The organism is Mesorhizobium sp. M1006 (genome assembly GCF_040318825.1).
GTDB lineage: Bacteria > Pseudomonadota > Alphaproteobacteria > Rhizobiales > Rhizobiaceae > Mesorhizobium.
This window is the reverse complement of the sequence record NZ_JAMYMZ010000084.1, coordinates 1-15967: the sequence shown is the minus strand read 5'-3', so window position 1 is coordinate 15967 and position 15967 is coordinate 1. Positions and strand designations below refer to the sequence as shown.

Sequence of the window (15967 nt, the reverse complement as noted above, 5' to 3'; positions counted from 1 at the left end):
CGCTGTCATATTGGTCTTCGGCAATGTCCCGCTCGTTCAGCCAGTGTTCCAGGGCGTCCACCATCTCCTCGGCCGATCTGCCGAGAGTCTTGAGATGGATTTCGGGCTTCTCCGGCACCTCATAGGGTGAATCGACGCCGGTGAAATTCTTGATCTCGCCGTTCAACGCCCGCGCATAGAGACCCTTCGGATCGCGCCTGGCGCATTCCTCGAAGGGGGTATCGACAAACACCTCGACGAATTCGCCGTCGGCCATCAATTCGCGCGCCATGCGCCGCTCGGCGCTGAACGGCGAGATGAATGACACGATGACGATCAGCCCGGCGTCGGCCATCAGGCGTGCCACTTCGGCGACGCGGCGAATGTTTTCGACACGATCGGCGTCGGTGAAACCGAGATCGCGGTTGAGGCCGTGACGGACGTTGTCGCCATCCAGAATGTAGGTATGGCGCCCAGTGGCGAACAGCTTCTTTTCGAACAGATTGGCGATGGTCGACTTGCCCGAGCCGGAAAGCCCGGTGAACCAGAACACGGCCGGCCGCTGGTTCTTCATATCGGCACGCGCGCGCTTGCCGACATCGAGCGACTGCCAGTGGATGTTTTCGGCGCGGCGCAGCGAATGCAGGATCATGCCGGCGCCGACCGTAGCGTTGGTGATGCGGTCGATCAGGATGAAGGCGCCGGTGGTGCGGTTCTCGGCAAACGGATCGAAGGCGATCGGCGACCGCGTCGAGATATTGCAGATGCCGACTTCGTTCATTTCAAGCGACTTGGCCGCCTCATGGGCAAAGTCGTTGACGTTGACCCGGTATTTCAGGTCGGTGACAGTGGCGCTGGTCTGGTCGGTCTCGGTGCGCAGGATGTAGGAGCGGCCGGGCAGCAGCGCGTGTTCGTCGAACCAGACGATGTTGGCGGCGAACTGGTCGGCGACCTGCGGCCGCGCTGCCGGCGAGACCAGCATATTGCCGCGCGAGACTTCCACCTCGTCGTCGAGGACAAGGGTGATGGCCTGGCCGGCAATAGCCTGCTGAAGGTCGCCGCCATGCGAAACGATGCGCCTGACACGAGAGGACTTGCCGGATTTGGCGACGACCACCTCGTCGCCCGGCGCAACCGACCCGGAGGCTATGGTGCCGGCGAAACCGCGGAAATCGAGATTGGGGCGGTTCACATATTGGACAGGAAACCGGAACGGCAATTCGACCGCGGCCTCGTCAACCGACACGGTTTCTAGATGTTCGATCAGCGTCGGGCCGGAATACCAGTCCGTCCTGTCGGAACGGCCGGTAACGTTGTCGCCATAGCGGGCCGACATAGGGATGGGGACGATCGTCTGGAAGCCGAGTTCACGTGAGAACTGTGCGTAATCGGCGACGATCCGTTCAAAAACCGCCTCGTCGAAGCCGACAAGATCGATCTTGTTGACGGCGAGCACGATGTGGCGGATGCCAAGCAGCGAGGCAATGATCGAATGCCGCCTGGTCTGACGCAGTACCCCCTGGCGGGCATCGATCAGCACGATGGCGAGATCGGCGGTCGATGCACCCGTCGCCATGTTACGCGTGTACTGTTCGTGGCCGGGCGTGTCGGCGACGATGAACTTGCGCTTTGGCGTGGCGAAGAAGCGATATGCGACGTCGATGGTGATGCCTTGCTCGCGCTCGGCCTCGAGGCCGTCGACCAGCAGCGCGAAGTCGACGTCGTCGCCGGTGGAGCCGTGCTTGCGCGAATCGCGCTCGAGCGTGGCCAGCTGGTCCTCGAAAATCTGCTTGGTATCGGAAAGCAGGCGCCCGATCAGCGTCGACTTGCCGTCGTCGACCGAGCCGCAGGTCAGGAAGCGCAGCAGCGACTTTCGTTCCTGCGCCGCCAGATAGTCGCGGACGCCGTCGGTCGGGGCGAGGCTCTTGGCCATGATGTGGCGCATACTCAGAAATACCCCTCGCGCTTCTTCTTTTCCATCGAGCCGGCTTCATCACGGTCGATCAGGCGACCTTGCCGCTCGGAAGTGCGCGCCGTGAGCATTTCGCCGACTATCGCCTCCAGAGTGTCGGCCTCCGAGTCGATCGCGCCGGTCAAAGGATAGCAGCCGAGCGTGCGGAACCGCACCATCCGGTTCTCCACTGCTTCGCCGGGCCGCAGCTGCATGCGCTCATCATCCCTCAGGATGAGCATGCCATCGCGCTCTACGACCGGCCGCTCCTTGGCCAGATACAGCGGCACGATCGGGATGTCTTCCTGGAGAATGTACTGCCAGATGTCGAGCTCGGTCCAGTTCGACAACGGGAACACCCTGATCGATTCACCGGCAGCGACGCGGGTGTTGAAAATCTTCCACATCTCCGGCCGCTGGTTCTTCGGATCCCAGACATGCTGGGCGTTGCGGAACGAGAAGATGCGCTCCTTGGCGCGCGACTTCTCCTCGTCGCGCCGCGCGCCGCCGAAGGCTGCGTCAAACCCGTATTTGTCGAGCGCCTGCCGCAGGGCAACCGTCTTCATCACATGCGTGTGGGTGTTGGAGCCGTGGTCGAACGGATTGATGTTGTCGCGCACGCCGTCTTCATTGACATGGACCAGGAGGTCGAAGCCGAGCTTTTGCTGCATCTGGTCGCGAAAGGCGATCATCTCGCGGAATTTCCAGGTCGTGTCGACATGGAGAAAGGGAAAGGGCGGCTTGGCCGGATAGAATGCCTTCATCGCCAGGTGCATGAGCACGGACGAATCCTTGCCGACCGAATAGAGCATGACCGGCTTGGCAAAGGCCGCGGCCACCTCGCGAAAAATATGAATAGACTCGGCCTCGAGCCGCTGCAGGTGCGTAAGCGCGATGTTCATGGACTGTGAGCGTTCTTTCGTGCCATCCACAGAAGGGCTGAAACGGGCGCGATCTTCAGCCGCCCGGTTCAAGCTGCACTTCTGGACAATCTATTCTCGTGCGGGCGTTCTAGCAGATCGTTCCTGCGCAGAACAATGCAAGACAAGCCAGCGGCCGAATGGTTCGGGAATGAATTTTCCATACAGCCGATAAAATCGGGAAATTCATGCCCAGCGAGCAGTTGCGCTTGGGAGGCCCGGAAAATTGCCTGGGCCGCGGAAAGGCGAACGCCAGGAGCCGGAGATCAGGGCACTCGCAGCGGAACCTGCCATACCGGCAAGCCGCAGCTGATAGTTCTTCCCGCCTCATTCAGGCGATGCCAATCGTGGCGACGAGGTCGCTAAGACGAGGTTTCGATGGGAACAAGAAGCTTGTCACCGTTGTGGTCGATCTCGATCATTTCGCTCTGGCGGCTCAAGCGTTCCGCAAATCCTTTGTGAAAGATGATGGCGTTCATATAGGCGAAGGTGATCGCCAGCGCCTCAGTTCGCAGCGGATAGTCGACCAGAGAATGAATAAGAAGGAAAGATACAGAGAGAAATGCTGCCTTCTGAAGCGGGTCGCGGCGACCCCTGGCTAATGCAGCCACAAGCAACAAGAAATAACCTACCATCAGCAGGATAGCAGGAATCCCGCCTTCAAAGGCTATCTCAAGGTACTCATTATGGGCATGATTCACGTAGTTCCTGAAAATCATGCCCTCCCTTTCGTATATCTGATAGGCTTTCTGGAAATTCCCGAATCCGACGCCTGTCGCCCAATTGTCCTTAATGCCCTCGATTGTAGTTCGGGCAAATTCTGCTCGCCCGAAAGCCGGATCGAGCACCTGTGCATCCAGCTTGGTCCAGGCGCTCATCGTGTAGATCGAAAGCCCAATAAAAACCAGGAGAACGCTGAACCCACTCGCCCTCGAACGGGCTGAAAGAAAGATGACGGACAACACGGTGATCGCCAACCCAATTAGAACGCCGGCACGCGAACCGGCGGCCAAAAGCAGCAGCAAGAGTGCGACCAAGCCGAGGGATCCGGACAAAAGGTGTCCGCGGAACAGACCATAATAGACGACGAATGGGATAGACACGAAAAGCAAAGCCGAAAAATGGTTCACATTGGCAAAAAGCCCGGCGTTGATCGTAAAAGGCAACAGGCCAACAATGGCGATGTTGTCGGAAAGCGAGTATTGAATGGCTGCAGCCAAACCGTTGCAGATGACACCCATTAAAAAGAATGGAAGAAGCGCATTGACCTGCTCGACACGTAACCGCAATACGCCCAAAAAAAATGCCGCGGCGGCCAAAAGGTAAAGCAGACATTCGACCGTGCGGCCGACGCCGACGCTGATGAAGCGAAATCGAGTGTCTCCAATCCAGGGATCTCCGAGCAGCAGCTCCGGTCGCAACCCATCGAATATGGCCGCCGGCAGTGGGACGATTTGAAAGATGGTCAATGCCACAGCGAAGATCACCAGGCACAGAACAGAATGGGGACTTCTCTGGCCGGGGCTTTGCGAAAAGACGGCCGCCGCCGAGAGCATCGCCGCAATTTCGATTAGCGCGTCCGTATAGAGGCCGCTTGCAGTACCACCGCCGATCAGGAGGGATACAAACAGCACCGAGCCGAGGAGATATTTATCCCATTCCGACGGTCGGCCGTTCAAGACGGAAGTCTCTCAATGCTCAATTTGTGCATTACCAAGGTGCCGATATATCGAAATCGCCAGCTCTCGGCAATGGCGGCGGTCTGCAGCTTCAGCAACTGGAGTGGACAAGACGGTTCAACTGAAAACTCCTGGCTGAGATTCTGACGATTATAGGTGCCCTCCGGAATGCTAAATCGCGCTACTTCCCCCGCCGGGTCAACACATCTGATCGACCAGAACAATTCCTTTGGAAGCTTCAGGTTTCGTGCAGAGGCAATCAGGGAAATCCTGTACGAACCTGGAGGCAGTGCCGTATATTGCTGGAGAGCCGTGTTCTTGACAGGTGTGTTCAAGAACCGGACCGTCGCTCCACCTTCGCCCTCCACCGCCCCCTCAGATGCCGCAAATGCAACTTCCAAGCCCGATTGATCGCGGATCTGCCACTCGAAAGGCTTGCCGCTGGACCCGGGTTCGAAGGTGCTGTTGAAAATATACCCCCCCAGCTTCCGTTCTTCGTCAGTGAGACTGAAAAGAAACAGCCGATATGCCGATCCATATTCCTTCTGGCTAATATAGCCGCTGGTGACCGCAGTCAGTTCGCCGGAATTAGGTGGTGCGCTTGACCCGGTCAAATCGAGCAGCAACCGATTTGCGAAATCGATTCCCTCGGGAGTTTTGCTAAGATCGGAGATCAGACTGGCTCTCCAGGGCGCCTCCGCCCTGATGGCCGTCAGCACGGCCTGGTACCCATTTGGATGTGAGAGAATTGTCGGCAGGCCCTCGGCGATCGCCGAAAATTGGTCTGGCCATCGCCGCAGCAATATGTCGATCTCGCCAACGGCCCTCCGCAAATCACCTGTTTCGATCTTGCGGCCAATGGATCTCTGTAGCGCGTGGATCTCTGTTTTGGATAATTTTCGGGCTTGATCGAAGAGCTGGTAGGCTTCGTCCTTTTCGCCCTGCCGAAATTTGATTTCGCCGATCAGGCTATAGAGGCGCGCGTCAGCCAGATCGAAGGCGAGCCCGCCTCTGGCCTTGGCAAGCAATGCATCAAGATCGGGAGCATTGTTCGTGTCGTTCAGGTCACTGCTGATTTCAGCTATCAACGCGTCGACGTTGAACGGATCCAGCCCAAGAGAAGCAGCTGGTGTTTCTGTTTCAAGAAATCGACTTAGCCCGATCGAGGAAGCCACTAATACTAGAACGGACGCGACGAACCAAACGCCTGAACGCCGGAGACTCTGCATAAGCGGGCTGGCTTGCTCCATCATCGACTCTGCCCTCAATCTTCGGAGTACTCGGGTCCGTGCCGTAGTTGTAATACTGGTAGTTCATATATTTGTAAGCGTAATTATAATCGAACTTGTTTACCGCAAATTTGGACATCGCGGCTCCGACCACGTTCGAGCCAGCAGCTCGCAGGCGCTTCAACGCTGTCTTGGCCGATTTACGTGTCACCTGATTGGTGGAGATGACCATTAATGTCCCCTCGGCAAGCCGGCTGAGGATGGGTGCATCCGAGAGGCCGACGATCGGCGGCGCATCAATGATGACAACATCGAATCGCTTGCCAAGATTGGTTACGATCAGAGCCATCTTTGGCGACGACAGCAGATCCGCCGGGTTTGGCGGGATGGTCCCAGAGGTCAGAACGGTAACGTTGGGGTATTTCGTCGCCCTGAAGATACTCGTCAAATCCTCCTTGCGAACGGTATTTGTGAGCAGATTGCTCAGGCCAATCGTATTGTCGAGACCAAACAGGCGATGAAGGTTTGGCTTTCGAAGATCGCCGTCGACGATGAGTACTCTTGCTCCTAGCGCGGCAAAGTCCTGCCCGAGTTTGAACGAGGTGGTCGACTTGCCTTCCGAAGGCTCCGAACTGGTGACAACCAGCGATCGTGGCGCGCCTTCCGCACCGGAGAACTGCAACGACGTTCGGAGCGAACGGTAGGCCTCCGACAATCCGGACTTCTGATCGGCGATGCTGGCCGCGAATTCCCGATCATCCACGAGCGGCAAGATACCGAGCATCGCCAAGCCCAGCTCCCTTTCAACCTGTTCAGGGTTGGTAAAGGTGTTGTTCAATAGCTCGATGACATAAATTATCGACGCGCACAGGGCAAGAAAGAGAGCCAACGCGATCGCAAGGTTGATGCTTAGGCGAGGAGAATAAGGCACCGTCGACTGCGTCGCGAAATCGACGATACCGGCACTTTGGGTTTTGAGCTCGGAGCTGACCCCAACCTCGTTCAGTTTGGCGATGAGGCTATCATATTGCGACCTGTTCGAATCGACCTCGCGCTTCAGGATCGTGTACTTGATGTTCTTGTCGTTGAAGACGACCTGCTGCTTTTCCATTTCGGCAAGTTTGGCCTTGAGATCGGCCTCCTTGTTCTGTGCCTCCTGGTACTTCAGCCGCAGCGAGTCCGTAATCGCCAAAACGCCGTTGTTATAGACCCGTTGCAGCTCCTTGATCTGCGACTGCAGCTGCTGCATTTCAGGAAAACCAGGCTTCAGAACACCCAACTTCTGCTGATATTGACCATTTAGATCCGCCAGTTTTTCGCTGAGCTTCTGCAGACCTTCGCTTTCCAGAACGGGAGCGAGGCTTGATCCGCGGCCCTTGTCTATCTGGTCCACGACCCGCCCTGCATCGAGACGGTCCTGGATCGCAGTCGCCAGAGCAGTGTTCAGAGCCTCGATGTTCGATCCTATCAGTGATTTGTCGTCGCCTGTTATCGTGATGCCCGCGTCCTTTGCATAGGCAACGAGTTCCTCTTCGGATTTCTGGAGCTTCTGCTTCACCTGCAAAACTTGTTCCTGAATGAATTGCCGTGCCAGGTCCGAGGTCTCGCTGGTTTGATCGAGGCGTTGATCAATAAAGCTTTGCGCAACCTGATTGGCGACATCACTAGCATACTTCGGATTCTGATCGACAAAGGTGATGGATAGCAGGCTCGTGTTGGTAACGAGGCTGACGGTGAGATCATTTAGGATTCGCCCGATCGCAATTGCCTCACGTTGCTCTGGGGTTTTCTCCTTGATAGAAGGCGACTTGGAAATACCGAACGCGCGATAGAAGATGTTTCTAATGGAGAAATCAGGCGTCGGGAACAGGAAGTCCGGTTTTTCGCTGAGCCCCAATTGAAACACCACACGCTGGGCCAATGCACGGCTTTTGAGCTTTTCACGAGCGGTGAGAAAGGCCCGCACGTCGCTGCTTTCGGAAACCACCTCGATGTCCTGGAAGACCTTGGCGGATGGGACCAGCACTTCCAACTGCGTTGTTGCCTGATATTTTGGCGTCTGCATCATCGTAACGATAATGCCGGCAACTAGTCCTGTTGCCGCCATCATGACGATCAGCCACCGGTACTGGACAACGTAAAAGAGCAGCTTTAGCGGGTTGAAGCCCTCTTCCTGCTCTGAGTAATCGCGGCCATACGCGCTATAGTTTTGCGCACCGTCATAGTAAAGGTCGGCAGACAAGGCTTGGCCTTGTCCTGGGCCTGCAATTTGATGCTGCCTGTTACGATCGAGCATGGTGCGAGGTAATCCTAGATTTGTCTGTATTCCGATAATTCCGACCAGCCGATCTATAACCCTGGGATCACCGCAATTCGGGCTGCACTTGAGGCAACCCCAAGAGCGTCTTTGAGGTTGTTCATTGCTATCTTCGATTTTGAGGCAAAGACGACGACCTTGTCACCACCATATATACGCGGATTGCGCATCTTGCCGGCACGAATCGCCTCCACATTGTAGTTTGCGACTAACGTGTTCTGCCCAATAGTGCGATAGACAAAGACCTTACTTGCGTCTCCGATCGGACTGAAATTCCCCGCCAGCGCGATCGCATCCAGGAGCGAGGAATTGCTCGACACCGGATAAATGCCCGCCTTGTTTACTTCCCCGTCGACGGTAATGCGCTGCCCAATAGACTCCTTGACAAAAATCGTCACATCAGGCGACTGCAGGTACTTGGCGCCGTAGGCGGTTTCGACTTCCTGTTCCAACTGGCGGACGGTTTTTCCTGCCGCGGTGATGGTTCCGACAAGCGGAAGCGATATCTGGCCGCCAGCATCGACTTGAACGGTTCTGTTCAAATTGTCTACCTGAAACACATTCACCTCGAGCACGTCATTCGGAGACAATGGCTGCTCGCTGCCGTTTTGGGTATTTTGCGGCGCGGGCAGGTCTTTTACCACTTGCAGAGCGCCGCCGCCCGAAAGTGGCGTCGAGGATGACGTCAATTGCAGCGCATCGACCGAACTCGAGGAAGAAGGTGTCGTCGACGAGGTGCTCGTGCATGCCGACATTGCGAGTGAAGCGAGCAAGACGAATAGTGTGCTCATATGGCTTCTTGCAAAACGAAACATACCCATCACGCTATCCCGCCTTTGAACAAGCGGCCAAATCCTCCAAAACGGCCGGCGTTGCCGGCGTTTGGTTTTTGCGGTCGTGCTTTTCCGACCGGCTCAAGAGGCCGGTTCGCCAATATTTCGCCTGGACGTTTCAACACCATGTTGCGGGCCTCGTCTTCCCCACATCGCTTAGCAGCAGCAGCGACCGCCTGCGAAAGCCCAGGACGCCGGCGCGTAGCGCTATGAGTGTCCGATGCAATAATATCCACCCTGCCCTCGTCAATCAGCTTTTCCGAATAATAAAGCGCCGTGCGCCCAAAAGCACCAACAATCGAGTCGGCAGTAAGCTGTATCAGGCAGCCCACTGCGTTCAGCCTCTCGATAACGTCGTAATTCGTTTTGATCCAGGTCAAACGCTCAGGATGAGTAAGAATCGGGATGAAACCGGCGTTTATGAGGCGTAGAACAAGATCCTCCATTCGTGGAGGTAGAACATGATGCGGCGGTTCGAACAGAAAATAGCGGGACCTGTTTAAAGTAGGCAGACTGCCGGCCGCCAATTGGTCCGGAAGATCGGGCGCTATGTGAACATCGGCGCCGACGTAAAGAGTAAGTGGTATGGCCGCGCGGCGCAGCGCCTGGTGCAGCTCTTGAACTGCGCGAACGATATTCGATGTTCCATTTTCGTATACGCCGGGCGTCACGTGCGGCGTGCACGCCATGTGTGTCGTTCCGTCGGCTACCGCCAGCCGGGCCATTTGAAGCGATTCAGCGAGACTGGGTGAGCCATCGTCGAGGCCGGGCAAGATATGGGAATGCAGATCGATCATGGGTGTTTGTGACCGCAACGAAGCAGCGTAGCGACGTCATCCCAAAAAAACCTAAATGCGTCACTCCCAAGACAGCGAATGACGCATTCGTCTAGCTCTTGCAATACGATGAACGCCAGGTCGCAGCTACTGGCTGACAGAGTCGTCATCGTGCAGGCCGGTGACCAGCGCCGCACCGCCCCACAGAATTGGCGCAAGGCCAAGCCCCACGCCCGATGTCTCCAAGGCTACGCACATGCCGCCTTCCACGGGATCGACCTTGATGGCCGCCGGAATGTCGAAACTGCAATTCGCACCGATACGGCGCCAAGCGGAAGATTGCGATCCGATCACGATGCAAATGCCGGGACGGACCGTCGCTCCGGCCTTCGCCCCAAAATATCGCCAACCTCAAACATCCGCACATCGCCCTGGACTTGAGCGGCCTGACCAATACACCGACAACACCAGCACGTGGCTCAAGGCAGTCCTGCGGATCGACAACAGATACACAGCAGAAGCGCCACGCGTCTCCGTTGCCCTGGTTACGGCCAACTTAGTCGCTGACGCCGTGGTCCTTGTCCTGCGTGGCAGCCAAAATACCGGCCCCAAGAGCCATGCCGCCAAAGATAAACAGCGGCGTGTTGCTACGGTTGGGATTGCTCGTTTGGGCGGTGTGCTCAGAACCGAGAACATTGAGGCAAATTTTGTTCTCAACACGGGAGATATCGAGGGTCGAATTGGCCGGAACGCTCAGATTGCAGCCACCGACATGAACCGAAGCCGAGCCATTGGCGCCAACCACGATACGGCTGCCGAAATCCAGCGCGCCCCCCGCTTGCACCGGGCCGTAGCCTGCCACCTGCGAGATCATTACATCGCCATTGACGTGGCCGAGCGATCCGATCGGACTTACGCCCTGGTAGGCCGTTGCACAGGTGCAGGATGCATCCTGGGCAAAAGATGATACCGGAGCGAAGCTGAGCAAGGCTGCAAATCCGGCCAACGCATTTTTGAAAACAAAGTTCATCCGTTTCGATCCTTCTGTCCCACGCTACCTGAGGCCCACCCAACCACTAAGTTACTGAAACCAGCGCGTAACAGCTTTTTGCGTCAATTCCAACCCATTTCGCATATGCGAGATAATTTTGGTTTCGGTGTGGTTGATTGAACACAGCATTAGAGATCTGAATACAGACCTCGATTTACCGTCCCTTTGGCCTGAACGAGTAGCGTTGACCGGGGCAGCTTGATGAATGCGAACGTTCAAGGGGCAATTTACCGCTTTGCGGGCCGATCAATTCGGCCGGTGGCTGCCAATTTCACCGATTTCGTCGTCAGCGGACGCAGTTCGCCTTGCTGCCAGACGTAGCGCGTGAGGTTGTAGGCTAGATTGGGCATGCCGATCTTTGTCCTGGCCCGTGCTATACCAATATTCCGCACGACCAGACCCATGCGGGACTTCTGCTAGCAAAGACGTGCTCGACGAAGGCGCGGATTTTTAAGCGCCGGCCATTGGCCTGTGCCATCGCCTCGCTCATTGCCCGGCCTTTCGGCTTCTTGTGGTGAATGTCGGAGAAGTTGCGGTGCTTCTCCAGCCACGCCACGTTCAGGGCGATAGGCCGTCAGCCCAAACCGTCGAGCCGGTGTTGTTCTTGTCCAGCACGTTGTCGAAGCTGCGCCCCGTCATAAGCCGAGGCGCCGGTGACGTTCCAGCTACGGATAAAGCCGTGCCGTCGATCGATCGAGGCATGATGGGGTTGTCTAATCGCCGCTGGGACGTCAAGCATGTAATTGCGTCGAGACGACGCTGCCGGGTGCATGGTTGTCTTCGCGGTCGACATCAGTCGCCGCATGATGGAGCTCCGCGGACGAGCCTTCAATGTGGACGACGGACTTTGCTGAGACAGCGGTGCAACCCCATCAGCGGAATGGCTCGGCTCACGTCCCGGCAGGGACGTCTCAGGCGCTCAGATCCTGAACGCTATTCGCAAGATTTCATGCTGTGGCGCCTGCATTTCGATCAAAGAACTCACCGGTCTTGAGCATCGAATGCATTATCACCGCCAGTTTGCGCGCCACAGCCACGGCAGCTCGTTTGAAGCCAACCCTCTCCCGGAGCTTGAGGCCCCACGTGCGCAGGCTGCTGTCGATCGAGCTGCGTGTCAGGATGACCGCCGCAGCCTCATAGAGAAGTCCCCGCAAGTGTCGATCGCCGCGTCGGGATATATGGCCGTCATAATCGACTTCTCCCGATTGGTAGCGGCGAGTTGTCAGGCCGATCCAAGCGGCAACAGAGCGGGACTTCTTGAAGTTGCCCGGATCTTCAATGGCAGTGGCGAAAGAGGTTGCGGTAATGGCGCCGATGCCGGGGATCGACATGAGTATGCGGCATGCTTGGCTTTGACGTGCATCTGCGACAAGCTGGCGCCCAAGCTCGGCGGCACGGATGCGAATGCTGCGCCAGGCTTCCAACATCGGTAGGACGACAGGAGCAAGCTCGCTCTGATCGATAAGAAGGCTCCGGACATTCTTTTCGAATGTAGTTCCCTTACCGGCGGGAACGAGCAAGCCGAACGTTTTCATGATCCCTCGGATCTGGTTGGAAAGCTCGACGGTGATCCGGACCAGCCGAGTGCGTGCTGCCACGAGCGTGCGGGTCAACATACTGTCGAAGCCTTTCACGCGCACCTCACGAAAGAATCCTGCTTCAGCAAGACGCGCCAAACCATCGGCGTCATTCGCATCCGTCTTGTTCGCCGCCATATCGAGAGCGGCTTTGGCATGGCGCGCATCGATGCAGATGGCTGGCAATCCCTCGGCGCGCAGCGCATGATAGAACCAAACTGACAGCGGGCCGGTTTCGAACACGACGCGCTTTGCGGCCGGCGCCCGCTTGCGGACAAGCTCGGCAATGATCCTGGGATCAGATGCGCACTTCCCGCGCCAGATCCGTTCGCCTTCACGGCGGATCGACACTGCCGTCTCTTTCATCGACACGTCGAGACCGATATGTTCTTCCATGGCTGTTCTCCGTTGATGCTGGGCCCGGCGTCCAGTCGTGAGCCCGTATTTCATCTTATCGGGGAACAGCCACCCTCCAAGGCTATGATCGGTTCAGGGCGCGTCGCTCCCGCGATTACCCATGTGGACGGCGCCCGACGGCATCGGATGTGCCAGAATGAGTTCGTTGAGATCTCAAACAAGGGAGCCGTCCGTGGAACACCTTATCCGTATTGGCATGGATACATCCAAGAGTGTTTTTCAGCTGCATGGTGTCGACGCTGCGGAGCGTTCGGTGCTGGTGCGTAGATTGCAACGGCGGACAGTAGTCCCGTTCTTAGCCAAGCTTGCGCCGGTGAGGATCGGGCTGGAGGCGTGCGGCGGCTCGCATTATGGGCGCGCACGCTGTCGGGGATGGGTCATGAGCTGGTGCTGATCGCGGCGCAGCAACCGCTGGCATGATTGGAACGGGTGTCGCGAACCCCACCTTGGCCAGCAGCCGCAAGGACCGCGCTCAAAGGCCGGACATATGGACGCAAGCGATCGAAAACGACGCAAGACAACCGTTGCAGGCAGGGCGCCGTCCCCATTTGGTTCTTGCAGCCGAAGGCGGGAACGGCGATGTCGCGCCGCTTCGTCTTTCCCTCCTTATTTGGCGTTGGCCTTGGAGAACTTCACCGTCTAGTTTAGCGCGCGTCCCGGTCCTTTCTGGCGCAGCTTGGCTGGCTTCTTCTGCCACTCGTCCGGCACCTTTCCTGCCTTGATGTCGGCCTTTCGGCATTGCTGTTGCGGTGCTTCGGCGCCGCCACGATCGTGGCATCAACGATCTGGCCACCCATCGCGAGATAGCCGGCCTTGCTGAGGTGCTTGTCGAACCGGGCAAACAGGTTCTCCACCGCCCGGGGCTGCGTGAGGTGCTCCCTAAACAACCAGATCGTTTTGGCGTCGGGAACCTTGTCGCCGAGCCCCAGCCCGAGGAACCGCATGAAGGAAAGCCGGTCTTGGATCTGAAGCTCAGCCTAATCGTCCGAGAGACTATGAGAGTGCCTGCATCACCGTGATCTTGAACATCATCACCGCATCACAAGGCGGCCAGCCGCCTTTGGCGCCATCGGAGCGCTTCAGCGCCTTGGCCATAGGGTTGCGAAACACCTCCCAAGGCACCACCGCGTTCAGCTTCCCCAGTGGATCGCCGGCCTCGCTCAGCCGCACATAACGCTCATCAATGTCCCAGAACCCCGCCTGTCCCCGTATCCAACGCCTCCGAGCAAAATCACCAGGCGAAGTGAACCAAAATGCAGTCTCGATTGCCAGGTTTTTCGAGGTGTCCATTTGCAAGAAACTGTGGGAAGGAAAGGAGTTGTCCGGCCAATGCCACACGATCTCTCCGGTTTTGATCACCAGCAATCGAGGGTAGGGGGAAACCGGCAGCGTGACTACAGCACCGTACGTCCAGAATTTCCGGAACCTATTGAGCCGCGGGGACAATGGGAGCTGGCATTGCTGGAGGCTGGCGAGTTGCGTCTGAGGGGCAGTTCCGCCGCAATCCGACCCACCTCGCAAGCACTCCATGAGCGAGTGCTCCGCAACTCAGCGCGCCCGGCTCATGAAACGGCCCCCCATTGAGATAGCAGTAGCGGGCGATCCCTTGCCAGCTCGTTATTGGGCGAGTATCCAGTTCCCCCCGAACCCAAAATTGGATTGGCTACCCTTGCTTCAAAAGCATTTGCCGCGCCCTGGATCACCGGAGCTTCTGTATAAACGCGGAGAATATTCATTCGGTCTGGATGTCGTCAGAGCGGCGGCAATTTCGTTAGTCCTATTGTCGCACCTCTGGCGCCCTGTCGAGTTCCTGGGTGTAGCTGGCGTAGAATTGTTTTTCGCACTTAGCGGATTCCTGATCGGAGGAATCTTTATACGCGGTTCTGAGAAAGGTTTCGGCGCAGGGGATCTGATTGCGTTTTGGCGACGCCGATGGGCCAGAACTCTTCCAAATTACTTCCTATTCCTTTTCGTATTTTGGGCGCTGCTCCCGCCACGTGACACAGACGAAAGTACCTATTTTTTTTCTTACATGACCTTCACACAGAATCTGTTCTGGCCCATTTCCGACTTCTTTTCAGTCTCATGGAGCCTCGCCATTGAAGAATGGTTCTATGTAATTTTTCCGGTTGTCGCTCTTTTCTTTATTGCTGCGTTCCGTGGTCCACGCCCTGCTATTCTGGCCACAATATTAATCCTGATTGCAGGTTCATTTCTTACCCGAGTGCTGAATCCTACCCCTCACCCGAATTTACAAATGCGAATGGTGGTGGGGTTTCGACTCGATGCTCTTGCTTTGGGTGTTCTTGGCGCATGGCTCGTCCACTGGCATTCAGCTTTGGTGCGGATGTTGTCACATCGAGTGATCGTGTGTGCGGCTATTCTTCTCTTGCCGACGCTTGGTCTCAGTTTGCTGCACTTCGGCAGCTCAATGCCCCCGGTGCTGGTTGCGCTTCTATTTACTGCCATCCCCCTCTCCGCGCTGCTAATAGTTCTGGCCTCTTTAGATTGCCCTGCTATTGGAGGCGTGGCAGGCGCTTCTATTAAGGGTCTTAGCCGTTGGTCCTATTCCCTCTACCTCTCACATATCCCAGTTCTCTTCTCGCTTTATCGGCTTCCTGGCTACTCTGACTTCACTGATGCTACCAAGATACTCGTACGATTTCTCGGAATTTCGCTAGCGTTACTTATTAGTTTCTTGCTATTCACTTATTTCGAGCAGCCAGCGCTGAACGCATTAAGTAGATCAAGGGCAAAAACATAGCTGATATTCTGGCGAAATGATGAAAATTTCGATCTTTTCTCTGAATGCGCAGTGAAAGTGACGCCACACGAACCGACGCCTGGGATCTCTACTCCAGTTGGAGTGGCCCGAGTCGAGGTGATCGATGAAGATGTTGGCCGATCGGGCGGTGGCGCACGCAGGCCCGGCTTCGAAAAGCTTCTGGCGGCAATCTGCGAGGGCCGCGTCGGTGCCGTGCTCTCGCTTCCCGGCTGGCGCGCAACGGGCGCGACTGGCATACGCTCCTGGAGTTTTGCGGTATGGTCGGCAGGTCGGCACGCTGATTATCGACGAGGACCGGCGTCTACGACTCGGCCTCGCCCAACGACCGGCTCGCGCTCGGCATGAAGGGCACGATGAGCGAGACGGAACGATACCCTCCGGCGAAGGCCGCCTTGCGAGAGGACGGCACGGTAGCGAGGCTGCGCTCTTAAGGTCGCCCTTACGAGCGAAGTT

Annotated in this window: 13 protein-coding genes and 2 pseudogenes; 3 read left to right on the top strand and 12 right to left on the bottom strand. The window is 57.0% G+C overall.

Annotated elements, in window-relative coordinates; genetic code table 11:
• The 10 genes from cysN to NKH60_RS33510 form a co-directional block, all read right to left on the bottom strand.
• A partial coding sequence (gene cysN / locus NKH60_RS33555) for a sulfate adenylyltransferase subunit CysN (protein ID WP_352874930.1) occupies positions 1–1924 on the bottom strand: 1924 nt, incomplete at its 3' end.
• Positions 1925–1926: 2 nt separating this feature from the next.
• The gene (gene cysD / locus NKH60_RS33550) at positions 1927–2832 is read right to left on the bottom strand and encodes a sulfate adenylyltransferase subunit CysD (protein ID WP_352616519.1); all 906 of its coding nucleotides are present in this window, start codon (positions 2830–2832) and stop codon (positions 1927–1929) included.
• 380 nt (positions 2833–3212) lie between these two features.
• A complete protein-coding gene (locus NKH60_RS33545; RefSeq protein ID WP_352874928.1) occupies positions 3213–4529 on the bottom strand; it encodes an O-antigen ligase family protein in 1317 nt (438 codons plus the stop codon).
• Entirely contained in the window at positions 4526–5704 is a 1179-nt protein-coding gene (locus tag NKH60_RS33540) for a tetratricopeptide repeat protein (protein ID WP_352874927.1), read from the bottom strand. The genes NKH60_RS33545 and NKH60_RS33540 overlap by 4 nt, the downstream gene beginning before the upstream one ends.
• Complete coding sequence (locus NKH60_RS33535) at positions 5670–8054, bottom strand: GumC family protein (RefSeq protein WP_352874926.1); 2385 nt, start codon at positions 8052–8054, stop codon at positions 5670–5672. Before NKH60_RS33535 ends, NKH60_RS33540 begins: the two co-directional genes overlap by 35 nt.
• A 53-nt stretch (positions 8055–8107) precedes the next feature.
• Positions 8108–8896 (bottom strand): polysaccharide biosynthesis/export family protein, encoded by a 789-nt coding sequence (locus tag NKH60_RS33530; protein WP_352874925.1) that lies wholly within the window; start codon positions 8894–8896, stop codon positions 8108–8110.
• Complete coding sequence (locus NKH60_RS33525) at positions 8896–9705, bottom strand: tyrosine-protein phosphatase (RefSeq protein WP_352874924.1); 810 nt, start codon at positions 9703–9705, stop codon at positions 8896–8898. The genes NKH60_RS33530 and NKH60_RS33525 overlap by 1 nt, the downstream gene beginning before the upstream one ends.
• A 535-nt stretch (positions 9706–10240) precedes the next feature.
• Entirely contained in the window at positions 10241–10714 is a 474-nt protein-coding gene (locus tag NKH60_RS33520; RefSeq protein ID WP_352874923.1) for a hypothetical protein, read from the bottom strand.
• A 248-nt stretch (positions 10715–10962) separates the two neighbouring features.
• A complete protein-coding gene (locus tag NKH60_RS33515) occupies positions 10963–11139 on the bottom strand; it encodes a hypothetical protein (RefSeq protein WP_352874922.1) in 177 nt (58 codons plus the stop codon).
• 543 nt (positions 11140–11682) lie between these two features.
• A complete protein-coding gene (locus NKH60_RS33510) occupies positions 11683–12708 on the bottom strand; it encodes an IS110 family RNA-guided transposase (RefSeq protein WP_352469319.1) in 1026 nt (341 codons plus the stop codon).
• A 193-nt stretch (positions 12709–12901) separates the two neighbouring features.
• Here NKH60_RS33510 and NKH60_RS33505 point away from each other — a divergent pair.
• A pseudogene (locus NKH60_RS33505) lies at positions 12902–13134 on the top strand (IS110 family transposase); the annotation flags it as partial.
• A 239-nt stretch (positions 13135–13373) separates the two neighbouring features.
• Here NKH60_RS33505 and NKH60_RS33500 read toward each other — a convergent pair.
• Entirely contained in the window at positions 13374–13673 is a 300-nt protein-coding gene (locus tag NKH60_RS33500; protein ID WP_352874920.1) for a transposase, read from the bottom strand.
• A gap of 49 nt (positions 13674–13722) precedes the next feature.
• Complete coding sequence (locus NKH60_RS33495) at positions 13723–14088, bottom strand: transposase (protein WP_352874919.1); 366 nt, start codon at positions 14086–14088, stop codon at positions 13723–13725.
• Between the two features lie 310 nt (positions 14089–14398).
• Between NKH60_RS33495 and NKH60_RS33490 the strand changes: the two genes are divergently transcribed.
• Together NKH60_RS33490 and NKH60_RS33485 are read left to right on the top strand one after the other, a co-directional pair.
• Positions 14399–15493, top strand: coding sequence for an acyltransferase family protein (locus NKH60_RS33490; RefSeq protein ID WP_352874918.1), 1095 nt, complete (start codon positions 14399–14401; stop codon positions 15491–15493).
• A gap of 99 nt (positions 15494–15592) precedes the next feature.
• Positions 15593–15882: pseudogene (locus tag NKH60_RS33485) on the top strand (recombinase family protein); the annotation flags it as partial.
• Positions 15883–15967 lie beyond the last annotated feature (85 nt).